This window comes from Hoyosella sp. YIM 151337 (assembly GCF_026041215.1).
In the GTDB taxonomy this organism is placed as follows: Bacteria; Actinomycetota; Actinomycetes; order Mycobacteriales; family Mycobacteriaceae; genus Hoyosella.
Genome location: NZ_JAPEIQ010000039.1, coordinates 417,569 through 441,562, shown reverse-complemented (window position 1 = coordinate 441,562; position 23,994 = coordinate 417,569). Strand labels below are relative to the sequence as shown.

At 62.4% G+C, this 23,994-nt stretch carries 18 protein-coding genes; 10 read left to right on the top strand and 8 right to left on the bottom strand.

Annotation, left to right across the window (positions count from 1 at the left end; genetic code table 11):
- Positions 1-202 precede the first annotated feature (202 nt).
- Positions 203-553: a DUF1844 domain-containing protein gene (locus ONR57_RS20200; protein ID WP_265125524.1), complete on the top strand. Its 351-nt coding sequence runs from the start codon at positions 203-205 to the stop codon at positions 551-553.
- Between the two features lie 11 nt (positions 554-564).
- Here ONR57_RS20200 and uvrA read toward each other — a convergent pair whose 3' ends face one another.
- Positions 565-3,552, bottom strand: a complete 2,988-nt coding sequence (gene uvrA, locus ONR57_RS20195; RefSeq protein WP_265125471.1) for an excinuclease ABC subunit UvrA — start codon at positions 3,550-3,552, stop codon at positions 565-567.
- Positions 3,553-3,741: 189 nt separating this feature from the next.
- Between uvrA and ONR57_RS20190 the strand changes: the two genes are divergently transcribed.
- The 4 genes from ONR57_RS20190 to ONR57_RS20175 all read left to right on the top strand — a co-directional run bounded on the left by ONR57_RS20190 (position 3,742) and on the right by ONR57_RS20175 (position 8,510).
- Positions 3,742-4,419 (top strand): MBL fold metallo-hydrolase, encoded by a 678-nt coding sequence (locus ONR57_RS20190; RefSeq protein WP_265125470.1) that lies wholly within the window; start codon positions 3,742-3,744, stop codon positions 4,417-4,419.
- A gap of 163 nt (positions 4,420-4,582) precedes the next feature.
- Complete coding sequence (locus ONR57_RS20185; RefSeq protein WP_265125469.1) at positions 4,583-5,554, top strand: DoxX family protein; 972 nt, start codon at positions 4,583-4,585, stop codon at positions 5,552-5,554.
- Between the two features lie 144 nt (positions 5,555-5,698).
- Positions 5,699-7,945 carry an AAA family ATPase gene (locus ONR57_RS20180; RefSeq protein ID WP_265125523.1) on the top strand — a complete coding sequence of 749 codons (2,247 nt, stop codon included), beginning with the start codon at positions 5,699-5,701 and terminating at the stop codon, positions 7,943-7,945.
- 100 nt (positions 7,946-8,045) lie between these two features.
- Positions 8,046-8,510: a DUF732 domain-containing protein gene (locus ONR57_RS20175; RefSeq protein WP_265125468.1), complete on the top strand. Its 465-nt coding sequence runs from the start codon at positions 8,046-8,048 to the stop codon at positions 8,508-8,510.
- Positions 8,511-8,561: 51 nt separating this feature from the next.
- Here ONR57_RS20175 and ONR57_RS20170 read toward each other — a convergent pair whose 3' ends face one another.
- Together ONR57_RS20170 and uvrB are read right to left on the bottom strand one after the other, a co-directional pair.
- Complete coding sequence (locus ONR57_RS20170) at positions 8,562-9,014, bottom strand: universal stress protein (RefSeq protein ID WP_265125467.1); 453 nt, start codon at positions 9,012-9,014, stop codon at positions 8,562-8,564.
- 183 nt (positions 9,015-9,197) lie between these two features.
- The gene (gene uvrB / locus ONR57_RS20165; protein WP_265125466.1) at positions 9,198-11,366 is read right to left on the bottom strand and encodes an excinuclease ABC subunit UvrB; all 2,169 of its coding nucleotides are present in this window, start codon (positions 11,364-11,366) and stop codon (positions 9,198-9,200) included.
- Positions 11,367-11,484: 118 nt separating this feature from the next.
- Between uvrB and ONR57_RS20160 the strand changes: the two genes are divergently transcribed.
- A complete protein-coding gene (locus ONR57_RS20160; RefSeq protein ID WP_265125465.1) occupies positions 11,485-12,045 on the top strand; it encodes a DUF402 domain-containing protein in 561 nt (186 codons plus the stop codon).
- On the opposite strand, the gene coaE is transcribed toward ONR57_RS20160, so the two are convergent.
- Entirely contained in the window at positions 12,042-13,184 is a 1,143-nt protein-coding gene (coaE, locus tag ONR57_RS20155) for a dephospho-CoA kinase (protein ID WP_265125464.1), read from the bottom strand. The genes ONR57_RS20160 and coaE overlap by 4 nt on opposite strands.
- Positions 13,185-13,210: 26 nt before the next feature.
- The gene (locus ONR57_RS20150) at positions 13,211-16,330 is read right to left on the bottom strand and encodes an AAA family ATPase (protein ID WP_265125463.1); all 3,120 of its coding nucleotides are present in this window, start codon (positions 16,328-16,330) and stop codon (positions 13,211-13,213) included.
- Positions 16,331-16,436: 106 nt separating this feature from the next.
- Between ONR57_RS20150 and ONR57_RS20145 the strand changes: the two genes are divergently transcribed.
- The 3 genes from ONR57_RS20145 to ONR57_RS20135 are packed head-to-tail and all read left to right on the top strand — an operon-like array spanning position 16,437 to position 18,811.
- Positions 16,437-17,018, top strand: coding sequence for an NADPH-dependent FMN reductase (locus tag ONR57_RS20145; protein WP_265125462.1), 582 nt, complete (start codon positions 16,437-16,439; stop codon positions 17,016-17,018).
- Between the two features lie 21 nt (positions 17,019-17,039).
- Positions 17,040-18,053 (top strand): ATP-binding cassette domain-containing protein, encoded by a 1,014-nt coding sequence (locus ONR57_RS20140; RefSeq protein ID WP_265125461.1) that lies wholly within the window; start codon positions 17,040-17,042, stop codon positions 18,051-18,053.
- A complete protein-coding gene (locus ONR57_RS20135) occupies positions 18,050-18,811 on the top strand; it encodes an ABC transporter permease (protein WP_265125460.1) in 762 nt (253 codons plus the stop codon). Before ONR57_RS20140 ends, ONR57_RS20135 begins: the two co-directional genes overlap by 4 nt.
- A 73-nt stretch (positions 18,812-18,884) precedes the next feature.
- Here the strand turns inward: ONR57_RS20135 and rpsA are convergent, their stop codons facing one another.
- Positions 18,885-20,351 (bottom strand): 30S ribosomal protein S1, encoded by a 1,467-nt coding sequence (rpsA, locus tag ONR57_RS20130; RefSeq protein ID WP_265125459.1) that lies wholly within the window; start codon positions 20,349-20,351, stop codon positions 18,885-18,887.
- A gap of 246 nt (positions 20,352-20,597) precedes the next feature.
- On the opposite strand from rpsA, the gene ONR57_RS20125 reads away from it, so the two are divergent.
- Positions 20,598-21,434 (top strand): class I SAM-dependent methyltransferase, encoded by an 837-nt coding sequence (locus ONR57_RS20125; protein ID WP_265125458.1) that lies wholly within the window; start codon positions 20,598-20,600, stop codon positions 21,432-21,434.
- Here ONR57_RS20125 and ONR57_RS20120 read toward each other — a convergent pair.
- A complete protein-coding gene (locus ONR57_RS20120; protein ID WP_265125457.1) occupies positions 21,396-23,228 on the bottom strand; it encodes a hypothetical protein in 1,833 nt (610 codons plus the stop codon). The genes ONR57_RS20125 and ONR57_RS20120 overlap by 39 nt on opposite strands.
- Positions 23,225-23,902 (bottom strand): alpha/beta fold hydrolase, encoded by a 678-nt coding sequence (locus ONR57_RS20115; protein ID WP_265125456.1) that lies wholly within the window; start codon positions 23,900-23,902, stop codon positions 23,225-23,227. Before ONR57_RS20115 ends, ONR57_RS20120 begins: the two co-directional genes overlap by 4 nt.
- Positions 23,903-23,994: the final 92 nt, after the last annotated feature.

Genomic DNA, 23,994 nt, shown 5'->3' with positions numbered 1-23,994 from the left:
CGCATGCTGTCTCACCACCCCACACAGCGGGAACCCGGGCCAAGCTCGGGCGGACCGGACCGTGAACACTCTGCGTGCCACGGTGGGAGCTGGGCTCCACTTGATGCCCCCGAGATGATCGGGAGCGGTCGCGTATGACAGGGTACCACCTATGGCGGATGAAACCTACGCGAGCAACAGCTCAGCACCTCACGAACCCCATATGCAGCCCGGAGAGATCGAGGGCGAGCTTCCGGTGCGTGAACTCGCGGAGATCCCCTCAATCGAGGTTATTTCCCGTGCAGCCGTGATGCTGCTCAGCGCGGGTGCGGAAAAGCTGGGTCTCTCAGCGGAGCAACCCGCGGATAGTCCGCATTTCGATCTCGACGAAGCCCGCCGAATTATTACGGCGCTCGCGGGGCTGATTACCGCGTCCGCGGAGTATCTCGGACCGCATGCTGCACCACTGCGAGACGGACTGCAGGCGCTGCAGCGCGCGTTCCGTGAGAGCTCCGCTTATCCTGACCCGCCGGGGCAAGGGCCTGGCGAGAAGTACACCGGCCCGGTGCACTGACGATCCTGCGTTCAGGCAACGGGCGCGGGCGCCGGCCGCGGGCCCGTTGCTGTGCGCTTCCCTTTGCCGTTGCCATTACCCGCCGCGTTGTTTGCGGCCCGGCGGGGCCGCTGTCCGGCTTTTCCCGCCGACAAGTTCGCCGCCGAGCCGAGGGCGGTGGCGAGGAAGCGGCCGGTGTGGCTTTCGGGAACGCCAGCGATGTCCTCCGGAGTTCCTTGCGCTACGACGACGCCACCGCCTGAACCGCCCTCCGGGCCCATGTCGATGATCCAGTCCGCCGTTTTGATGACGTCCAGGTTGTGCTCAATCACGATCACGGTATTGCCCTTATCAACCAGTCCGTTGATCACTTTGAGCAGCTTCCGGATGTCCTCGAAATGCAACCCGGTAGTCGGCTCATCGAGAATGTAAATGGTTCGGCCCGTCGAGCGCTTCTGCAACTCAGCGGCGAGCTTGACACGCTGCGCCTCGCCTCCGGACAGTGTCGGGGCTGACTGACCCAGACGGACATACCCGAGCCCGACTTCAACGAGGGTCTTGAGGTACCGGTGGATCGTGGTGACGGGTTCGAAAAAGTCCGCGGCCTCCTCGATCGACATATCGAGTACTTCCGCGATGTTCTTGCCTTTGTAATGCACCTCGAGTGTTTCCCGGTTGTACCGCGCTCCATGACACACCTCACAGGGCACATACACATCCGGCAGAAAGTTCATCTCGATTTTGATGGTGCCGTCACCGGTACAAGCCTCACAGCGGCCGCCCTTGACGTTGAAGCTGAACCGTCCCGGCTGGTAGCCGCGGACTTTTGCCTCCGTGGTCGCGGCGAACAGGGTACGGATCTTGTCGAATACGCCTGTGTAGGTTGCTGGGTTGGAGCGTGGTGTGCGGCCGATCGGCGATTGGTCAACCTGCACAAGTTTGTCGAGATGATCGACCCCTTTGACGCGGGTGTGACGCCCTGGAACGTTACGTGCACCGTTCAGTTTGTTGGCGAGCACCTTTGCGAGGATCTCGTTGACCAGCGTCGATTTACCTGAGCCGGAGACGCCGGTAACTGCGAGAAGCGCCCCGAGAGGAAACTCGACCTCGATACCCCGCAGGTTGTGTTCACGCGCGCCAACGACGGTCAGCGAGCGCTTACGGTCGATTGGCCGACGGACCAGCGGCGTTTCGATATGCAAGCGCCCTGCGAGGTAAGCACCGGTCAGCGATCGCTCGTTATCAAGCAGGTCCGCGAAAGTCCCGCTGTGCACGACCTCACCGCCGTGTTCGCCCGCGCGCGGACCGATGTCTACCACCCAGTCCGACGTGCGGATGGTGTCCTCGTCATGCTCAACAACGATCAGGGTATTCCCGAGGTCGCGGAGCCGTGTGAGCGTGTCGATGAGTCGCCGATTGTCACGCTGATGCAAACCGATCGAAGGCTCATCTAGGACATACAGCACCCCCACGAGGCCTGACCCGATCTGAGTGGCAAGGCGAATACGCTGGGCCTCGCCACCTGACAAAGTGCCGGCCGCGCGGTCCAGCGACAAGTAATCGAGCCCCACATCGAGCAGGAACCCTAGACGCGCCTGCACCTCTTTGAGGACCCGCCCCGCGATAGCCGCTTCGCGCGCGCCCAAATGAAGTTCAGAAAGATACTGCGAGCACGCTGCGATGGAAAGTTCGCACACTTCTGCAATCGACCGCGCCTTGCCATCCCCGCCCGCTATCCGCACGGACAAAATCTCCGGCCGCAAGCGCGTCCCCCGGCACGCAGGGCAGGGAATGTCCCGCATAAAGCCCTCGTACCGCTCCTTCATCTGGTCAGACTCTGTCTGGTCGAGGCGGCGTTGCAGAAATGGCATCACGCCTTCGAACTCGGCGTAGTACGAGCGCGTCCGCCCGTACCGGTTCGTGTAGCGCACGTGGACTTGATGCTCGGAGCCCTCGAGGACAGCCTTTTTCGCTTTTGCCGACAGCCGCTTCCAGGGAGTGTCCAAGGTGAAGCCCATCGCCTCGCCAAGGCCCTTGAGGAGCCTGGTGAAGTACTCCGCCGACTGTCCCGACGACCACGGCGCGATAGCACCGTCCGCCAGAGAGAGTTCCGGATCCGGCACCACGAGTTCTGGATCCACTTCCTTACGGATACCGAGACCATGACACTCCGGGCACGCGCCGTACGGCGAGTTGAACGAGAACGACCGCGGCTCGAGATCGTCGATCGCAAGCGCATGGCCGTTCGGGCACGCGAGCTTCTCCGAGAAACGGCGCTGCCTGTCGGGCGCGGCATCGTCCCGGTCGACGAAGTCGAGGACCACGATGCCGTCGGCGAGCCGCAGCGCAGTCTCAACGGAGTCGGTGAGGCGCTGTTTCGCACTCTCTTTCACCACGAGGCGGTCGACGACAACCTCGATGTCGTGCTTCTCTTGCTTCTTCAGGGTCGGCGGATCCGTGAGCGGATAGACCACACCGTCGACTCGCACGCGCGCGAAGCCCTCAGCACTGAGCTGGGAGAACAGCTCGACGAACTCACCTTTTCGCGTGCGTACCACGGGCGCGAGTACCTGGAACCGCGTACCAGGCTCCATCGCCAGAACCTGATCGACGATCTGCTGGGGTGTCTGGCGTGCGATCTTCTCGTCACAAACCGGGCAGTAGGGCGTGCCCGCCCGCGCGAAGAGAAGCCGGAGGTAATCGTAGACTTCGGTAATCGTGCCGACGGTCGAGCGCGGGTTGCGGTTCGTCGACTTCTGATCAATCGAGACCGCGGGTGAAAGCCCTTCGATGAAGTCGACGTCAGGCTTGTCCATCTGACCCAGGAACTGCCGCGCGTACGCGGACAGTGACTCAACGTAGCGGCGCTGGCCCTCGGCAAAAATGGTGTCGAACGCGAGACTCGACTTCCCCGATCCGGAGAGGCCTGTGAAGACAATCAGGCTGTCGCGCGGGAGGTCAAGATCGATTCCCCGCAGATTGTGCTCGCGCGCGCCGCGAACAACTAACCGATCCGCCACTGTGACAACCCCTCTGTCCGGCACCCTGTGCGCCTGGTAAACACCTGGCTGGCTCCCACGGAGCAGCCAGTTCCGGCTCGCGCCGACATACTATTCGGAACCCCTGACAACTTTTGCTGACAAATCTGCCACCAGCAATTTTCCTGACCACACCAGCGTTGAGGCAGCGCCACCGCTAGCGTTGACGGCATGGCACAACCTCTCACGATCGTCGACGAGTACACAGGCTCCGTGGAACCCGGCGGGCCCGCGCAGCGAAAAACAACGAACGGTGCGCGCATAGTCAAGATGTCCGTGGGCCCAATGGATAACAACGTTTATCTCGTCACGTGCGAACATACCGGAAAATCACTGCTGATCGACGCCGCGAACGAAGCTCAGAGGGTCCTCGCACTCGTCGCCCAGGCGCCCCAACTCGAACTCATTCTGACCACCCATCAACACGCTGACCATTGGCAAGCACTCGCTGAGGTCGTCTCAGCCACCAGCGTACCGACTGCGGCACACCCTCTCGATGCCGGCGCACTGCCGGTACCACCATCAACAACGGTAGAGAACGGCGACACGTTCCCCATTGGCGACATCACTTTTGAAGTGATCCATCTCCGCGGCCATACACCCGGTTCCGTAGCTCTCGCGACCACCATAGGTGACACAACCCACCTTTTCACCGGCGACAGCCTCTTCCCCGGTGGCGTAGGTAAGACACAGTCCCCCGAAGCCTTCGACAGCCTCTTGACTGACGTGACGCAGCGGCTCTTCGACCGATTCCCCGACACCGCTGTCGTGTACCCAGGCCACGGGGCCGACACAACTCTAGGCGCCGAGCGGCCGCAACTTGCCGAATGGCGCGAGCGAGGATGGTGACTGCGGCCCGGCCAGCGAGGCCACCGGTTTTGTCCAGAATCGGTGCCGTTCCGTCCGCTTTAGCTGAGATTTTCGTGAACGGTTCGCGGCGCGACGGATAAGGACGCCGGTTTCGGGGTATGGAAGTAGGAGTGTCCGGACTAGTTCGTGGAAAGGCTGACTCATGCTGCTTCGCAGGATCGCACGCCCAATGCTCGCCGGCATCTTTGTTGCCAACGGTGTGACCACGCTGCGCAATCCGGAGGAGGTAGCCGGCAAGGCAGCGCCGCTCGTCGAGCAAGCACACGCATCATTACCGCCCGAAACTGCCGAAAAGCTGCCCACCGATCCGGCGACGGTCGCGCGCATCAACGCCGCCGTCCAGGTCGGCGCAGGAGCGCTGCTCGCAACCGGGCGGCTGCCGCGCATCGCCTCCGGTGTGCTGGCAGCGACACTGATTCCCACCACTGTCGTAGAACACCCGTTCTGGGCCGAGAGCGACAGCGCCCGGCGCGCGGAACAACGTTCACACTTCCTCAAAAATGTCGCGCTTCTTGGTGGCCTGCTCATCGCGGCGGGTGACACCGAAGGAAAACCCTCGATGGGCTGGCGGGCCCGCAAGTTCGCCGATCGCGCCTCCACAGCTGTGACCGCGGCGATTCCGGTGGCGTCCGCTTCGGCCGGTGCCACCAGCGAAAGCGCGCGGCACAAGCTGGCTGAGGGCTTGCACACCGTTTCCGAACGAGCGAAGGAACTCGCGGGTGAAGCGGGTGAGCGCGGCTCCGAGTTCCTCGATGTAGCCAGTGACCGTGGCTCGGACTGGCTCGAATCTGCCTCCAAGAAGGGCGCGGAGTGGTACGAAACGGCGGCGGACAAAGCGCCTGACCTGTACGAAACGGCAGCCGATCGCGCCGGCAAATGGTACAAGGTGGCGTCGCACCGAGGTTCCGAGCTCGCGTCCCGGGCAGCTGACCGTGGGTCAGAACTTGCATCCCTCGCCGCAACCAAGGCACCGGAACTCGCCGACACCGCGGCTGACCGCGCCGACAAGTGGTACAAAACCGCATCGGATCGTGGTTCAGAACTGGCGCACCTCACCGCTGACCGCGCTCGCGAAGCCGCATCTGACGTGCGAGCCCAAGTGAATCATCGGTGAACCCGCGGAGCACGCCTTCGGCGAACGCACTGTCACCTTTCTGAGCTAGAGTGGTTGGCTCAGTGACGCGACGTGGCTGTCGTGCAGCCGAAGGAGCCTGGGTTGGAGCAGCAAGAAATCGACCGAGAGCAGCAATACGTCACGATGCTCTACGGACGGTTGGATGCACTTCGCGATAACGCTCGCAGAAACCTGGCCGAGGTGATGCGCGAACGCGGCGGGACTCCGCAAGCACAGTCCGAACGCGAGTCGTACAACGCGATGTACACCGCGAAGCTGGCCAAGTACCTTGCGGCCGAAAACGGGCTGTGCTTTGGGCGCATCGACCTCGGCGAAGGTGAAGGCGAAGCCCGCTACGTTGGCCGTCTGGGAATGTGGGATGAAGACAGCGACTTCGATCCCCTGCTGCTCGATTGGCGCGCACCAATGGCACGCCCCTTTTACCTCGCCACGCCCGCATCCCCCGAAGGGGTGACGCGGCGGCGCCACATACGGACCCGCGGACGGACAGTGACCGCGCTGAATGACGAGTACCTCGACCCCGAGGCCCTCAGTGACGTCAGCGGCACCAACGGTTCGGCCACCACGTCGCGTGGCGACGAGGGCGGCGTGGCCAGCGAAAACGCCTTGCTTGCCGCGATGAGCGCCGCACGGACGGGGCACATGGTGGATATTGTCGCCACCATTCAGCGGGAGCAAGACGAGATCATTCGCTCAGAACACCGCAGCGTGCTCGTCGTTCAGGGCGGCCCGGGAACTGGAAAGACCGCTGTCGCGCTGCACCGGGCGGCGTTCCTGCTGTACACCTATCGTGAGCAACTCGAACGCAGCGGTGTGCTGATCATCGGGCCTAACGACACCTTCCTGAAATACATCAGCCAGGTTCTGCCGTCTCTCGGTGAGACCGGTGTTGTTCTCTCCACGGTCGGTGACTTGTATCCCGGTGTCACAGCTAGCGGCCACGATTCGCTCGAATCGTCCGCGATTAAGGGCTCCCTTGACATGGTCACAGTCCTGAAGAATGCCGTGCGGGACCGGCAGGAATTGCCATCGAGTCCGGTCGAAATCGAGTTCGACACCTACACCCTCACGATCGACCGAAAACTGATTACCCGAGCGCGGGGGCGTGCCCGCTCATCGCGCCGGCCCCATAACAGGGCGCGCGATATCTTTTTCGCCACCGCAATCGAAGGTCTCGCTGACCAGTACGCTGCAATCGTAGGCGCGAATCTCATCGACAGGCAGTCGCTACTCAGTCGCGATGACATCGCTGATGTCCGCGACGAGATGCGTCAGGACCCCACCTTCCGGACTGTGATCGGTTCCTTCTGGCCGCACCTGACGCCGCAGGATGTATTAAGTGAGCTTTTTAGCTCGGATGACCGGCTGAGCCGTGCGGCTCCGGACCTGTCTGATGCGGAGCGCGCACATCTGGTACGTCCCCGGGCTGCGCCGTTCACTCCGGGTGATGCACCCTTACTCGACGAGCTAGCTGAACTGCTGGGCGTCGACGGCGACGACGACGACCGTCAGGCGCAAGCGCGCTGGCGCGCAAAGATCGAAGAAGCTCAGGAAGCCCTCGACATACTGACCGGTTCCGCGCCGCAGGATCTGGAAGACGACCTCGATCCGGAAATCCTGATGGCGTATGACCTTATCGACGCGGAGCAGCTTGCCGAGCGTCAGGAGTACAGGCAGTCCCGGACGACTGCGGAACGCGCGGCCGCGGACCGCCAGTGGACGTACGGTCACGCAATAATCGACGAGGCCCAAGAGCTTTCCGAGATGGCCTGGCGCATGGTGATGCGCCGCGTTCCTAACCGCTGGATGACGGTAGTCGGTGATCCGGCGCAAACCGGAAGCCCAGCGGGTGCTTCGTCATGGGATGCGGCGCTGGAGCCGTACGTCGCGCGACGGTGGAAGCTGACCGAACTTTCTATCAACTACCGGACGCCCTCAGAAATCATGGCCGTGGCGGCCGGTGTCCTTGAACAAATTTCGCCTAATGCTGTTCCACCGAAGTCAATCCGGGAATCGGGCCACATCCCGTGGGCGCGCCAGATCCCGCACGGTGAGCTCACGTCAGCGGTGGCCGAGCAGGTGACCGCGTGGCTGCGGGAACAAGATGCGGGAACCGTCGCGGTCATCGCGTCTGAACGCCTGGCTGCTCAGTTCGCGGAGCTGAATTCCGATGCTGTCAGCGTGCTTGTTGTGCGGGAGGCCAAGGGCCTGGAGTTCGACTCGGTTCTCCTAGTCGAACCGGAAGAGTTACTTGCTGAGTCCCCGCGCGGGCTCAATGACATCTATGTTGCCTGCACTCGCGCGACGCAGCGGCTCGGGGTCCTGCATGCCGAGGAACTCCCCAAGTGTCTGAGTTTCATAACGGATTAGTACGGTACTAGTTGCCAGCTGGGCGAAGTTGATGTGCGTCAGCGCTCTCACACTGCACACTGCTGAGTAGATGCACCACTTATGAAGGGACCGTACCCCGATGCTCAAGAATCAGGCGCACTCATCGCGACGCGCCGCGGCCGCCACGCTGTTGGCAGCTGTAACTGCCATCGGGCTTGCGGGATGCGGCGGCAGCGAGCCGCTTTCTGATCTTGCCGATGCGCCTGCAGGCGCTGCGGCGCTGCACGCGGGAGCACACGGCGAGGCCGGGCTTGATGGAACCGACAGACCTGAAGCACTGCCCAGTTCTATCGCGGATGAGCGTGCGCGGGGTCTCCTCGACGCACTCGAACGGTCCGGGGTGGAAGGGCAATCGCCTGCAACCGCGCTGCAACTCGGCCGAGGCATTTGCGCGCAGATCAACGCTGGTGCCACCGAGGATCAGATCATCGACAACCTTCGGTCCGTGACGAATGTGATCGCACGCGAAACCAGCGGCGACATGTCCGGCCAGGAGATTGCACAGATCTACGTCGACGCCGCCCAAGCCCACTACTGCTCGTGACAACTGCGCCCGGGGCAGGCAATCCTGCCCCGGTCTGTGCGTCTCGCGTCCTTAGCGAGTTGTGTGCACGATCAGCACATCACTCGCTGATTTGCGTGCGACGTCCGACGGCACCGAGCCAAGCAACCGGCCAGTCAGAGTATTGAGGCCACGATTACCGACCACAAGCAAATCTGCGCTTACTTCCTCGACGAGCGCGAGCAGAGAGTCGACAGGAGCTCCCACCACGGCGCGTTCCACGACGTTCTTCGCCCCCGCATCAACCGCGCGTTCACGGGCTTTGCGCAGAATTTCGTACGTCGGCGCAGCACCAGTGATTTGATACGCATCGTCTTTGAGCTGGTCCGCCGCGTCGCCGAGTTCCTTCGGATCGCTCGGATAGTACGCGCAGGCAATCACCAGCTTGGCATCCTCATCGCCTGCGAGCGCTCCAGCCTTCTCGACAGCCTTGAGCGATGATTCGGAACCATCTGAACCCACGACAATCGTGCGGTAGGCGGTCATTCGTTCCTCCATTGATCTTGCCAGTGCTCGGGGCACGGTAACGCCCCGCATCGAGCGCGGTAGGTACTGCTAGCGCTGACACTAGTCTGTAGACACCTATCTTCACGCCGATTTCAGTGGTGATTCCACCGACTTTTGGAGGTAATTCTCGCGATCTCTGTCACAGATCACCGGAGTATGTGGTCAAGACATCCCCGCCGCATCCATTCCTCGAAGTTCTTTCTTTAGGTCAGTAATCTCGTCGCGCAATCGTGCGGCCAGTTCGAATTGAAGGTCCCGAGCCGCCGCCATCATCTGATCAGTCAGTTGAGCAATCAGGTCCGCAAGCTCAGCACGCGGCATGGCCTTGACGTCTTGCCCTTCGTAAACCCCAGGGCTCACGACCTTTCCAGGTTCTCCTTGCGCTCGGCGCCCGCGTGACGCGTTGCGACCCGAGCCCCCTACCGCAACTGCCGCGTCGGTATCATCGGCTTCTTCGTAAACCTGATCGAGAATGTCCGCAATCTTCTTGCGAAGCGGCGCGGGTTCGATGCCGTGCTCGTTGTTATAAGCGATTTGCTTCTCGCGACGGCGCTCAGTCTCTTCGATTGCCCGTTGCATCGAGTCGGTGACCTTGTCCGCGTACATATGCACTTCACCGGAAACGTTGCGCGCCGCTCGCCCGATCGTTTGGATCAGACTCGTAGAACTTCGCAGGAAACCCTCTTTGTCCGCGTCAAGAATCGCCACCAGAGATACTTCTGGCAGGTCAAGACCTTCCCGGAGTAGGTTAATTCCGACGAGAACGTCAAATTCGCCCAGACGTAATTGCCGTAGCAGTTCAACTCGCCGGAGAGTATCGATATCTGAATGGAGATAGCGGACTTTGATTCCTAATTCCAACAGATAGTCGGTCAGATCCTCCGCCATCTTCTTCGTGAGAGTGGTGACAAGGACACGCTCGTCGCGGTCGGTTCTGGTGCGCACTTCATGGACAAGGTCATCGATCTGACCCTTGGTTGGTTTAATTACCACCTTCGGGTCGACAAGCCCGGTCGGGCGGATTACCTGCTCAACGAATTCGCCACCAGTCCGGCCAAGCTCGTACGGTCCGGGCGTCGCCGACAGGTACACCGTTTGGCCGATGCGCTGCGAGAACTCTTCCCACGTCAACGGACGGTTGTCCAGTGCTGACGGCAGCCGGAACCCAAATTCAACGAGGTTTCGCTTTCGCGACATATCGCCCTCGTACATGCCGCCAATTTGCGGGACGGTCACGTGCGATTCGTCGATGACAAGCAGGAAGTCGTCCGGGAAATAGTCGAGCAGAGTCGCAGGCGGGGTCCCGGAGGCGCGAGCGTCGATGTGGCGTGAGTAGTTCTCAATGCCGGAGCAGAAGCCAACCTGCCGCATCATTTCGATGTCATATGACGTTCGCATACGCAAGCGCTGCGCTTCGAGCAGTTTGCCGCGATTTTCCAAATCGGCGAGCCGGTGTTCAAGCTCTTGCTCGATGCCCTGGATTGCCTTCTCCATACGCTCAGGCCCGGCCACGTAATGCGTGGCGGGGAAGATGCGCAGCGACTCGACTTGCTGCACGACATCACCCGTAAGCGGGTGGAGATAGTAGAGCGAGTCAACCTCATCACCGAAGAACTCGACGCGTACCGCCAGTTCTTCATATGCCGGAATGATGTCCAATGTGTCACCACGCACCCGGAATGCGCCACGCGTGAAAGCTAAATCATTGCGCGTGTACTGAATGTCGACAAGCAAACGCAACAGCCGGTCTCGCGGCACTTCCTCACCAACGCTGATCTCGATCGATCGATCGAGATACGACTGCGGCGTGCCCAGACCATAGATGCAGGAGACCGACGAGACGACCACAACGTCCCGGCGAGACAACAGACTCGACGTGGCCCGGTGCCGAAGTCGCTCGACATCGTCGTTGATTGAGCTGTCCTTCTCAATGTATGTGTCAGTCTGCGCGATATAGGCTTCTGGCTGGTAGTAGTCGTAGTACGAAACAAAGTACTCCACGGCATTGTTCGGCAGCATCTCCCTGAGCTCATTGGCGAGCTGCGCTGCAAGAGTCTTGTTGGGCGCCATCAGCAGTGTTGGCCGTTGCATGCGCTCGATCAGCCATGCAGTCGTTGCAGACTTGCCTGTACCGGTCGCCCCCAGCAGGACGACATCCTTCTCGCCGCGCCGCAGCCGTCGCTCGAGATCGTTGATTGCCGCTGGCTGATCACCGGCCGGCTGGTAGTCACTCACCACCGTGAACCGCCCGGAAGTGCGCTCGACCTCGCCAATCGGACGGTACTCGGAATGAGCTAGTGCGGCGTCCGGGAGTTCAGTCGCAAATGCCATAGACACCAGGGTAATGCGGCAGTCTGACAGATATCGGCGCCGAGATGGCCGCCGCGTTGAAGGATTCGCAGATTGGCGCCCCTCGTGTGACAAACTACGCGAAAGGTACGGTGGACATATGAGCCTCTATGACACACGTCACAGTAAGGCGGGCGCGCCCACTCCCGCAGCGGTAGTGCACGTGCACTCACCGAAAGTTGAGAAGTTCAATCTCACTGACCGCACAAACACAGATCCTAAGGGGTTCGTACGGCCAGTCGATCGATACCACCTTGAACCATGGGGCCTCTACATGGGCCGGCCTGCCGACCACGAACAGTTCCACTACCTCGAGTCGTGGATCATTCCCCGATTCGGCATCCGCGCGTCAATTTTCCACTTTTATCCCGCCCACGAACGAGACCAGAACTTCTATGTGGATATCGGTGACTTCACTCCCTCGCCCACGCAGTGGAGATCCGTCGACCACTACTTGGACATCGTGGTCCGCACGGGGCGGGAATGCGAGGTCCAAGACGTCGACGAGTTGCTCGCTGCCCACTGTGCAGGCCACATCAGCGCGGGAACCGCTCAACAGGCGTTTCAGCGTGCGATCAGAGTGGTCGACGGTATCGCGGCGCACGGTCATACACTCGAGGGGTGGCTCGCCGCGCACGGGATGGAAATCTGGTGGCGCTAGTTACCCATCATTCGGCTATACACCGCGTCGAACCACTGTTCCTTCGCGTCCGAATAGTCCGGTGACACCGCGGCCCGCTGCTTGATGCCCGCATATTCCGCGCGCGCGGCAGCGTCCGAGCGAAGCCAGTCACGAAACACGATGGCGTACCGCTCCCCCAGCGAGCCCGTCACGCGCACGTGGACATGCGCGGGCTGACCCGGGTCCGCGCTTGCGTGCAAGCGCTTCTCCCAGCCCTCGGGGCCGGAACCTGCACGTGGATTGTCGCTCGTGATATCAGTCCTGCGCGGAAAGCCGCCAGCCTCAAGCAGGGGCGCAATCTCATCAGCCGCGACCGTCGACTCCACCGATACCTGAAGATCGATGACGTCCCGTGCCGGGAGTTCTGGGACAGCTGTCGACCCGATATGCTCGACGCGCTGTGCCAAGCCGCCTGCAAGGAATTGCAGGCGCTTGACGAGCCGCGCACCCACGGCAGCCCAGCTGGCATCGGGCGAGCAGAGTTCCGGTTGCGCGGTCGCCGCCCGCCGCATTCGCACGTTCTCCTCGAAAGGAACGAGCCGGCTTGTCCACGCGTCGCGCACCTGTGCCGCAAGTTGTTGCTCGCTGCGGGTGTTGTCCAGCCAGATGTCTGCGGCGAGTCGGCGCTCCTCGTCCGTCGCCTGCGCGGCAATTCGCGCCCGCGCGTCCTCCTCAGGCATTCCGCGCAATCGGGTTAGCCGCTGCACGCGCTGCTCGGTTTCCGCGTGCACCACCATGACGAGATTGCACGTTGGACCGATCCCGTTCTCGATGAGCAACGGGATGTCGTGCACCAGAATCGCATTCTCCGGTGCGGATTCGCTCAACTCCGCCGTACGCCGGCCTACCAGCGGATGCACGATGGAATTCAGCTTGAGCCGCGACTCGTCGTCCTTGAACGCTTTCGCAGCGAGAGCAGGACGATTGAGGCTGCCGTCGCCGAGCAAGATTTCGGACCCGAACGCTGCAACAAGCCTACGTAAACCGGCGGTGCCGGGCGCGACTACCTCACGCGCGATCTGATCGGCATCAATAATCACCGCGCCCAGTTCGTCGAGCACCTTCGAGACCGTCGACTTGCCGGCCCCGATTCCGCCTGTCAATCCAACACGTAGCACGGTACAGAGTCTGTCACGTCCGTACCTCAAAGCTCCCACGGGTGGGTCTCTTGGGGGGCATACATGCATTTCAGCCCGGTTTGAATCGATGCGTCGAGATGCATGTACAGGCGCTCATCCCGGGTCCTTATGCGGCGCAGCGCATCGCGGATGCGCGCACTCACCGCTTTCCGTGATCGCTCGGCTTCATCTCCAAGGCGGTGCTCGTGGCTGCCGAACGCCGCGCTGCGGAGTTCGTCCAGCAGAGCCTGTCGTTCCTTATCTAGCTTCGCTGCTGCCGCGTCGTCCATGGCAGCGATTGCGTCGTCGATGAGTGTGTCGAGTGTTCCGATGCGTTCGCGGTACTGCCGCTTAGCTTCCGCGTCGAGAACTCGATCTCCGCTGAACGACCGGGCTGCCCTCGATTCCCTGCCGCTGCCCGCGGTGAGCAAATCCACGGCGGAGACAGGCCGGTGAGGGTGGCCCAAAAGGTAGCGAAGGTCGTGCAGCCCCTTCGCATCGGGGAGGTAACTGACGTGGTCATCGAAGGAGAGCCGCCAAACTGAGCCATCGAACACGAATGAAAACCGCCCTGAATCGGGCGGGGCAGCGTCCGCCTTGGCCTGCAAGGATGCCACACGGGCTTCCCATAACGGTGACCCCATTTTGCGTGCCACCCGGATACCTGCCTGCAGCGCTAAGCCCGTCTCCTCCACACGACCAGCGGCACGGTGGAGCAGGGCTCGGTAGAAGTCCACCGGTCCGAGCACGACTCCGCCGCCGGAGACCACCAGCCACTCAGGATAACCGGACAACTCAACGAGCACCTCGTCTGCGAGGTCGCGCTGAGCAGCGGCCGCCACTATCTCGGCGCGGGCAGCGAGCCACAGTGGGCGAAACCAAGCTGGGTGGGCACGCGAAAACTCTTTGAGTCGCGCGCAAGCCTCGTGCACCATCTGGATCGGGTAAATACCACCCGGCTGCCGACGCGCGAATCGGTCGAGTTCCGTCAGCATGTGCATCATTTCCACGACCGGGTCCGTCCGTTCCCGGCTATCTGCCAGCAACAACTCTGCCGCGTCGATGTCATTCTGGGCACGTGCCAGCGCCCATCGCTGGTCACGCAACAGCGCGTGCCGGTCAGGCTCCCCAATCTCCGCCCCCAGTTCATCCGCCGCCAGCATGGCTCGCTGCGCCTCATCGAAATCGCCACGCCAGGAAGCGAGGGCAGCGGCACGGGTTAGCACGATGAACCGCACCCGGGGCAGCCGTGCCGTGTCTGCGAGCTCACGTAAAGCGTGGTGCTCGTCGGCGAACCGGGGGTCGCCGAGCTCCATCCGGGCGTTCGCTCGCAACAGCAAGCCGGTCGCCTCGATTTCGCGGTGACCGGCCCGGCGAGCGGCTTCGACGATTCCGGTAGCCAACTCGACACGCTCACTCGCTGTTTCGGGCCTCCAGATCACGTCATGCCGCGCGAGCAAGCACTGTGCGAGGGTCTGATCGTCAGCCGCTAGCTGCGCCTGAGCCATCGCCTCCGTACTCAAGCCGTCGGCACGGGGATCCGATGGATCCAGCAATCTGAGCGTCCTGCTCGCTGCCGCGAACAGCTGTGCCCGCAGCGCAGCGCCTGCCGGATCCTCGACACTGGTGAGTTCATCGCCGGCCCCTTTCAAGAACGCCGCGAAATCGATTCCTCCGGAGACACCACCGAGTGAGTACAGAACAAGTGCGGCGCGGCCGAGCAAGAGCGGGTCGCGGGCTGCCTTCGCGGCGGCTATGACGCCGTCGAGTGTCTGCCGTGCATCCTCGATCCGTCCCGAACGCTGCAGTTGCTCGGCGTATTTCACCTGGACATCCGCGCGCTTCGCCGGATCCGAGAGGAACTCGAGTGCGCGCTCATAGTGCACGCACGCTTCAGCTGCAGCGAGTCGGCACGCCGCTTCCCGCGCCGCGCCGAGACTGAGAGTTGCAGCGTGCTCGGCAGCAATCGCAGGGACCGCCTGGTAGGCGTGGTAGGCCAGCATCACCGGGTTCGGTGTGTCACGCGCGAGTGCGGTGTGTGTTTGGATCGCACCGACGACCGCTGCGTGCCGTGACTGCCTGTCATGGGGTTCGATCGATTCATGCAGTGCATCACGGACGAGTTCATGCGCGAACCCGTACTCCCCCCGGCTATACGAGACGAGAATGCCCGCTTGCACGGCGGACTCAATCATGTGGTGCACCTCTGCGGGAGGCGCATAGTGAATCTGCGATAGCAGCGACCGGCTGAACCTCGGGCCCAGCACTGCAGCGTCCACCAATAGTGCGCTCACCGGCCCAGGGAGCGAGTCCACGCGTCTGCGCGCGGCATCGCGAAGATTCGCCGGGAGCTCAGTTGACGCTTGCGCGGCGTCTCCAAGCTGCACAAGCTGTTCGACGTAAAGTGGGTTTCCGCCACTGCGACGCTCGAGATCACCAACGACCGCATCCCCTGGTTCTGCGCCGGTAAGTGCACTGACTAGGCCGCGAATTTCCGTTGCAGCAAGCCCGGTCAGGGCGATGGTTCGGCCTTTAGCCACTAGCCTCTTGAGCGCTTCTTCCTGCCCTTCAGGCAGTGCGCCAATGCCCAATTCGGTATCACGGTATGTGCCCAGCACCAGTACGCGCTCGTACCAGGTGTGGCGCGCAACGAACTCCAGGGCACGCAGCGACGCGGCGTCAGCCCAGTGCAGGTCATCGATCGCGAGGATGACGGGACGTTCTCGTGCAACGAACATCAGCATCCGGCTGATCGCATCGAAATGCTGAAACTCTCCGTCCGAGAAGTCGTCAGCGCGCGGTGCTTCGGTGATATCGCCGAGCAGAAACGTCAAAGATTCCCCTGCAATCTGCACCGCGTCGCGCCATTTCTCAGCACCAATATCACGCTGAAGTCCACGTAACGCCTGGATTATCGGCCAGAATCCCGGTGCGCCGTCGCGTTCCCAGCATGCGCCGTGCAGCACGAGACAGTCGTCATCTATACGGCTCATCGCATGGGAGAGCAGTGTTGTTTTCCCGATCCCCGGCTCACCAGCGACTAGCACGACACCGCCGTGACTGGTCCGGTTGCGCTGGATTGCGTCATCCAGCAACTGCAAGGCCGTCTCGCGCCCGAACAGGCCGCGACGCATGCGAACCGTCACTGCCTCCCGCCTCCGCTGGTGATCTAGCGGCCCGCCAGATTCTGTCTGGCGGATCATCTAGCGCCCACAAGGTAGGCACGTTAATCCCAACCTACCGGAGGGAGCTATGAACACGACCCCAACCCATGGTCCGACGATCATCATCCTGATTGGCAGCACCCGTGAGGGCCGGGCAGGCAAGGGTATCGCTGACTGGTGTGCTCGCGTCGCTGATGACCGCGCCCGTTGCCGCGTCGATGTCGTCGATCTCGCTGACTTCGGCTTTCCTGCCCGCCATCCGGCGCGGCCGGATGCGGAAATCTCCCGATTGAACAGTCGGTTTCGCCAGGCAGACGGATTCATCGTGGTGACGCCGGAGTATAACCACGGCTACCCGGCATCACTGAAACAAGCAATTGACTACGCGTACGAAGAGTGGTTCGCCAAGCCCGTGGCTTTCGTGAGTTATGGAGCAGATGCGCACGGGTTGCGTGCAGTCGAACAGCTGCGGACCGTGTTCAGTTCCCTGCACGCGATGCCGCTCGCGGCGGGCCTCAGCTTCGGAGTGTTTGACGGAACTCTCGACAGCAGTGGCAAGCCGCGCGATGAGTCTGCCGCACTCCTCGCTGCGAAAACGATGTTAAGCCATCTCCTCTGGTGGGCGACCGCGTTGCGCGCCGCGCGAGGGGCAACTCCGTACCCAGCATGACGAACATCGATAGGAGTCACCATGATTCACACAACCGCACTCGCTCAGCGTTTTCAGACGAAGAACGAGGTAGTCGAAGCAGTCCGCGGGATCGATATTGACGTTGCCCCTGGAGAAATCGTTGCATTTCTCGGGCCGAATGGCGCGGGTAAGTCTACGACCCTGCGCATGCTCACAACCTTGCTGCCACCGACATCCGGCGCCGCGACGGTTGCAGGATTCGACATCGTGAGCCAGCAAGTCGAGGTTCGCCGCCGGATAGGCCTGATAGGACAGGGTAACGGGTCGCTTGATGGTCTTCGTGTCAGTGAAGAACTGACGCTGCAGGCGCGGCTGTACGGCATCGGGCGCAAGGAGGCGCACATCCGCGCCCAGGAGTTGCTGGGTGAGCTCGACCTCGACAGACAGGCCCAGCGGGACGTGGCCCGCCTCTCTGGTGGCCAGCGGCGCCGTCTCGATATCGCGATGGGCCTGATACACCGCCCCAAGCTGGTATTTCTGGACGAACCTTCCTCCGGGCTCGACCCCCAAAGCCGGGCGAACCTCTGGAACCATATCGTGCGACTGCGCGAACAACACGGCATCACGATCTTCCTTACCACGCATTACCTCGATGAGGCGGATGCAGTGGCGGAACGCGTGATCGTCATCGACAACGGCGCCATTATCGCCGATGGCACACCTGATCAATTGAAAACGAAGGTCGAAGGCGATCTTCTGCTCGTGAACCTGTGCGATCCCGGCGATCGTGAAGCAGCCATGAGCGTAGCGCGTCAGCTTCCGACATCGCACGACGTGACTGCCGATGGCGCAGTGCTGAGTCTGCGCGTGGGACACGGTGACCTGGCACTGCCGGACCTCGTACGGGCGCTTGATGCAGCGGGTGTACGAATGACGAGCACGCAGGTCCGCCGTCCTTCCCTCGACGATGTCTTCCTCAAGCTCACCGGCAGAAGCTTGCGCGACGAAGCCGCGCCGCACAGTGCCCCCGACAGCGGGCCAACGGACCGCCTTCAGACAGGAGGCCAGCTATGAACCTCGTCGCTACGCTTCCACCCGTTTTCGAACGCGATCTGCGGGCGAAGATTCGCACCCCGTGGCCGTATATCGAAGCAATCGGTGATCCGCTGTTGCTGCTGTTATTCTTCGGCCCGCTCGTCGCGGGACTCGGCACGCTGCCCGGCATGCCGGAAGGTGACACACTACAGTGGTTCGTCCCCGGAATCCTCGTATTTATGGTGTTCACAACGGCAGGGTTCGCGGGTGTTGGTCTGCAGGAAGAACGCCAAGCCGGTTCGCTGGAGCGCCTGCTCGTGACCCCGGCCAGCCGAACCGGATTGCTTCTCGGAAGGGTGCTGCGCATCATCGCGATCGTCGAGATTCAGGCGATCGTCATGATTCTGGTGACGATTCCGTTCGGACTGAGCATCCCGCTGGGCGGGATTGCGCTGGCCATGCTGCTGCTCGGGCTGCTCGCGGGGGCGCTCGCGCTGGCATCGTTCGCCGTAGGCCTGTTTCTGAAGAACGCCGCCGCGTTCTGGGGGCTGCTCACGCTGGTGTTCACACCCGTGATCGTGACATCTGGTGTGCTACTTCCGATCACACTGGCACCTGACTGGCTTTATGCCGTTTCGCGGCTGAATCCGCTTTCCTACGCCGTCGATGCCCAGCGGGCGCTTTTCGCCTCCGATGTCACAAACTCTGCTGTTCCCCTTGGTTTTACGGTGATCATCGGCTTCGCACTGGTCAGCCTCGCTTTCGGAGTGCGCGGCATGCGGCGGATCCGGATCTGAAAACCACCGCCGTACGCAAAAGTCCCGGACTTCAACAGAGGTCCGGGACTTTTGGGTTCAGCTATTCAGCGAATCAGGCTCCGCCCGAAAGCTTCTCGCGCAGAGCAGCAAGCTGCTCGTCGCTGGCGAGGGTGCCACCTGACTGCGCAGGAGCACTCGACGCGGCAGGCGCCTGCACGCCGTCGCTCGAGTAGTTGCTCGGTGCAGCCTCAGCAGCCTCTGCTTCGACCTTCGCGAACTTCTCCATCTGCGCGGTGTGCATCTTGTGGCGACGCTCAGCCTCGGCGTAGCGGGCTTCCCACTCTTCACGCTGCTTCTCGAAGCCCTCGAGCCATTCGTTGGTCTCGGGGTCGAAGCCCTCGGGGAAGATGTAGTTGCCAGCTTCGTCGTAGCTGTCGGCCATGCCGTACTTGGCAGGGTCGAACTCTTCGGTGTATTCCTCGTTGGCCTGCTTGAGGCTCAGCGAGATACGGCGGCGCTCGAGATCAATGTCAATGACCTTGACCATTGCGTCGTCACCGACAGCGACAACCTGATCCGGCACCTCGACGTGGCGCTCAGCCAGCTCGGAGATGTGGACGAGGCCTTCGATGCCCTCTTCGACGCGGACAAACGCACCGAACGGAACAAGCTTGGTGACCTTGCCCGGCACGATCTGGCCGATCGCGTGCGTACGCGCGAACTGACGCCACGGATCTTCCTGCGTTGCCTTCAGTGACAGCGACACACGCTCGCGGTCCATGTCGACATCGAGAACCTCGACGGTGACCTCGTCGCCAACCTGGACAACCTCGGACGGGTGATCGATGTGCTTCCACGACAGTTCGGAAACGTGGACGAGACCGTCGACGCCGCCGAGGTCAACGAACGCACCGAAGTTGACGATGGAGGACACAACGCCCTTGCGGACCTGTCCCTTCTGCAGCTGGTGCAGGAATTCGCTGCGAACCTCAGACTGCGTCTGCTCAAGCCAGGCGCGGCGCGACAGCACAACGTTGTTGCGGTTCTTGTCGAGCTCGATGATCTTCGCCTCGATCTCCTTGCCGACGTACGGCTGCAGATCACGGACGCGGCGCATCTCGACGAGCGAAGCAGGAAGGAAGCCGCGCAGACCGATGTCGAGGATAAGGCCGCCCTTGACGACCTCGATGACGGTGCCCTTGACGGCCTCGTCCTTCTCTTTCAGTTCCTCGATAGTGCCCCAGGCCCGCTCGTACTGAGCGCGCTTCTTGGACAGGATCAGACGGCCGTCTTTATCTTCCTTGGTGAGGACGAGCGCTTCGACCTCATCGCCGACGTTCACGACCTCGCTGGGGTCGACATCGTGTTTGATCGACAGTTCACGAGAGGGAATGACGCCCTCAGTCTTGTATCCGATGTCGAGAAGGACCTCGTCACGGTCGACTTTGACGATAGTGCCTTCAACGATGTCCCCATCGTTGAAGTACTTGATAGTTGCGTCGACTGCGGCAAGGAAATCCTCGGCAGAGCCGATATCGTTGACGGCTACCTGCGGCGAGGTCGGGGTTGTGGTGGGCATTAGGTGAGCTGCTCCGGACAGTTGGACTAGGTTGTACGTGGACTGGGCGTGGATGCCATACGTCGACCCGCACCCACCAGCACCACAGCAATCCGCGATCCAGCAGAACACAGTGAACGCATGCGCATCCGTGCTGTACGTCAAGTACAGCGTGGATAGCCTACGCGATCACGATCGAGCACGGCAAACCTGCCCGGTTACCTACACTAGCCTGATCATCCGCCGACTACCACTTGGTGCGCATTCATGATCATTCGAAAAGCCGGCTCGCCCGAGAGCGACCGGGCGAGTCGCCTGTGGTGGGACTCCGACGCCGACAACTACCACGACGAGCACGGTGAGTTTCTGGGTACGGACTCCCCTAACGGAGAGTTCATCTGGTGCCCCGAAGGTCTCCACGAGGGTGATGCGCGACTCCTCGGCGAAGTCGCTGGGACACAGATTCTTGAGATTGGATGCGGTTCCGCGCCTTGCGCCCGCTGGCTGCGGCACGAGGGTGCCGACGTGATCGGGCTCGACATCTCCGCCGGGATGCTGCGGCACGCACGAACCGCGATGTCGCACGGAGGACCGCTGGTGCCCCTGGTGCAGGCGAGCGCCGAGCGTCTCCCGTTCCGGGATAGCACCTTCGACAAGGTGTGTTCGAGTTTCGGCGCAATCCCCTTCGTCGCGGACTCAGCTCGCGTGATGCGCGAGGCTGAACGGGTGTTACGCCCCGGTGGCCAGTTCGTGTTCTCGGTCAATCACCCAATGCGCTGGATGTTTCCCGACGACCCCGGGCCGAGGGGACTTACCGTAACCATGCCGTACTTCGATCGCTCGCCGTACATCGAGACCGACGATGCGGGAGTACCTACCTATGTCGAGCACCATCGGACGATCGGCGACCGAATCAGGGAAATAGTTGCCGCGGGCCTCGTTGTCGAAGACGTCGTCGAACCAGAGTGGCCCGAATGGCTGGACCAGGAGTGGGGACAGTGGAGCCCCTTGCGCGGACAATACTTCCCTGGGACTGCTATTTTCTGTTGCCGCAAACCTCGAGTGCTAGTTCCCCGCGTGACTGGCCACACCGACAGGACCTGACCCAAGACAGATACTCGTCTCGGGCGTGAAGACCTCGAAATGCAGGGCGTCCGCACCACCAACGAGACGCACGAACGCAGTGTTGATGCCCTCTTCGACCGGGACGGTCACCGGTGCCCGCCGCCCCGCCGCCGAGTCAAAAGCAACGCCGACCTCACCGTCAGCGCTGGCAAAGTAATTCAGCTGCACAGTCCAGCCGTGATCGATCATGTCACCGCCGAGTGGCACAGTGACCGGCTCACCCGCTGTCAGAAACCAGCCGCAGTCAGGCTCTGGGCCTTGCGGGATGCCGCGATTCCACCACACTTCCGCGGGAACGACGTGTCCGTCATCGGTGAGCATCAGCAACTCCGCGACGGCATCCGTGACCTGCACCTGGTCCCGGATCGGTGCGAGAACCCGGCTCGCGAGATTGTTCGGGTAGGTCAGCGGGCCGAGCACCTGCCAGGGCACTTCCTGATCCAGCAGCTTCACTGGCACGTCAGCGGCCGCTCCGGGTACGGTGCCTGCTCTGATATTCGAGAGGTAGTCACGGGCGGGGCTTTCGGACCACGAGTGCGCGAACGCCACTGTGGACCACATGCTGCTCGCCACGAAAGCAGCGCCCGCCGCAGCACCCGACGTCGTCACAACCTGGCTCGAGAGCCGCCGCTCCGGGGAGCGTGCCGGCGCGAGGCATATCAGTGCAATCGCGGCAGTGATGATCACACTCGTCTCGGCGAGATAGCGCAACGACTGAACCAGTTCGGGCGCCACTTCGGACCCCACACGCACTGCCAGCACCGGCACGGTCGCCACCACCACATACGCGGTGGCGAAGCCGATCACCCCACCAGCATGCCGCTTGGTGATCAGCACCGCCGCGACTGTGATGATGAGCGCACACCACGCGGCGATCGTCGCCCACTGCGGCGCCGCTGCCCAGGGCGTTGACGGTAGCCAGCGCTCCCATCGCCAGGGCCCGCCGAAGAGCGCTGGCACGAGACTGTCGGTGAACGTTCGGCCGAGTATCGTTGCCGCACTACTCCCTTCCTCCGCCCGAAAATCCCGCCGTACAACGCTGAAATAGAGCGGCAACCACCACACCACGAGCACGACACTGCCGATCCACAAAGCGCGACCCCGGTACGCGACCTCGCGCGCGGCACCGCCTAGCCCGCGCTGCCCCGTACCGTCCGTCACACGAGCCCACAGCACCGCCAGTCCAAACACGACGACGGGGATAACGACAGACTTTTCGAAGAACAGCAGCGCGATCACGAAAGCAGCGAGCCCAGAAGCCGCGTACCGCCACCGGCCCGTCTGCACCAGCTTGACCGCGTCGGCAGTAACCCACGCCAGCGCCGCCTGCAACGGCAGCGCATTAAGCCCAGCCGCCCACCATGCGAAGGCCGGAAGGCTTAGGGGCGAGAAGAGATAGAACACGAACGGAACCAGCAACAGCGGGCGCCAGCCCAACAGCACCACCAGCATGCGGAGCACCGCGACGGATGCCGCGAGTTGCAGCACGAGGAGCGAAGCGGCCGCCGCCCCCCACTGCAGTGGAGCCGCGATTGTCATGATCCAGGCGACTGCGAAAGCCAGCGGCATCACGTGCCCGTCGTGATCGTAGAAGAGCAGATCAGCGGAGAGAAGCGGATGCTCCGCTGCCCGGCCAGTCAGAATGAAGTCATCCCAGTAAAAGTAGCCGCGGCTGAGCACCCAGCCACGGACGGCCAGACTGGCGGCGAGCAGAACCAGCGCTGCCGTGACTACCGTTCGCGCAGGGTTGTGGCGGGTGGTGACAGCCGTCATTGCAAACCGAACGTGTCGATTACGGCACTTGCCGCCTCTTCCACGACCCATTTCTTCTTGCCGCTGCCAAGGTCATGGCCGGTCCCTGTGACTTCGAGCAGTCTCGTGTGCCCGGGGAGTAGTACCAGAGCTGCACGCAACTCCTCGAGCGACCCAAATGGATCCCGGTCACCGTGAATGAACAGCGCAGGCACCGTGACCCCGGGCAGATGCTCTGTGCGCGCCCGCTCGGGCTTTCCCGGCGGGTGCAGCGGATAGCTGAAGAGCACCAGTCCATCGGCCACCCCTGGGTACTCCGCGGCGAGCATCGAAGCCTGTCGGCCTCCGTAGGAATGCCCACCTATCAGTACTGGTCCGCCGATGCGTTCCCGCATGACATCCGCAGCGAGTCTGATGCCCTGCCGATCCGCGGCAGCGGCCGAGCGATGCGGCGGACCTGACGCTCGTTTGACGCGATACGGCAGGTTGTATCGGAGTACCGCGACCTGGCGGGCCGCGAGTTGTTCGGCAATCAGGCGGAGCATGGGAGAGTCGGCGTTGCCGCCCGCACCGTGGGCAAGCGCAAGTCCCGCAACCGGTGCGCTTGGCAGGTGAAGAACGCCACGGATCGCCGCGTCCGGTGAGGCGACCTCCACAGGCAGCTCGATTGTGTCAGCATGCTGGTCGCGCTCCATATGGCTCACCGTATCGGAATGAGCAGTGCACACCGCGGCGCGGCCGCCAGATGTCCGGGACTCGCGGAACTGTTCGGGAACATTTCGGCTGC

Coding starts and splice junctions, on each gene's coding strand:
- ONR57_RS20190 (WP_265125470.1), top strand. CDS start 3,742: ATGGCACAACCTCTCACGATCGTCGACGAGTACACAGGCTCCGTGGAA.
- ONR57_RS20200 (WP_265125524.1), top strand. CDS start 203: ATGCAGCCCGGAGAGATCGAGGGCGAGCTTCCGGTGCGTGAACTCGCG.
- ONR57_RS20180 (WP_265125523.1), top strand. CDS start 5,699: ATGCTCTACGGACGGTTGGATGCACTTCGCGATAACGCTCGCAGAAAC.
- ONR57_RS20160 (WP_265125465.1), top strand. CDS start 11,485: ATGAGCCTCTATGACACACGTCACAGTAAGGCGGGCGCGCCCACTCCC.
- ONR57_RS20170 (WP_265125467.1), bottom strand. CDS start 9,014: ATGACCGCCTACCGCACGATTGTCGTGGGTTCAGATGGTTCCGAATCA.
- ONR57_RS20185 (WP_265125469.1), top strand. CDS start 4,583: ATGCTGCTTCGCAGGATCGCACGCCCAATGCTCGCCGGCATCTTTGTT.
- ONR57_RS20120 (WP_265125457.1), bottom strand. CDS start 23,228: ATGACGGCTGTCACCACCCGCCACAACCCTGCGCGAACGGTAGTCACG.
- ONR57_RS20145 (WP_265125462.1), top strand. CDS start 16,437: ATGAACACGACCCCAACCCATGGTCCGACGATCATCATCCTGATTGGC.
- ONR57_RS20125 (WP_265125458.1), top strand. CDS start 20,598: ATGATCATTCGAAAAGCCGGCTCGCCCGAGAGCGACCGGGCGAGTCGC.
- ONR57_RS20135 (WP_265125460.1), top strand. CDS start 18,050: ATGAACCTCGTCGCTACGCTTCCACCCGTTTTCGAACGCGATCTGCGG.
- uvrB (WP_265125466.1), bottom strand. CDS start 11,366: ATGGCATTTGCGACTGAACTCCCGGACGCCGCACTAGCTCATTCCGAG.
- ONR57_RS20140 (WP_265125461.1), top strand. CDS start 17,040: ATGATTCACACAACCGCACTCGCTCAGCGTTTTCAGACGAAGAACGAG.
- ONR57_RS20115 (WP_265125456.1), bottom strand. CDS start 23,902: ATGGAGCGCGACCAGCATGCTGACACAATCGAGCTGCCTGTGGAGGTC.
- ONR57_RS20175 (WP_265125468.1), top strand. CDS start 8,046: ATGCTCAAGAATCAGGCGCACTCATCGCGACGCGCCGCGGCCGCCACG.
- rpsA (WP_265125459.1), bottom strand. CDS start 20,351: ATGCCCACCACAACCCCGACCTCGCCGCAGGTAGCCGTCAACGATATC.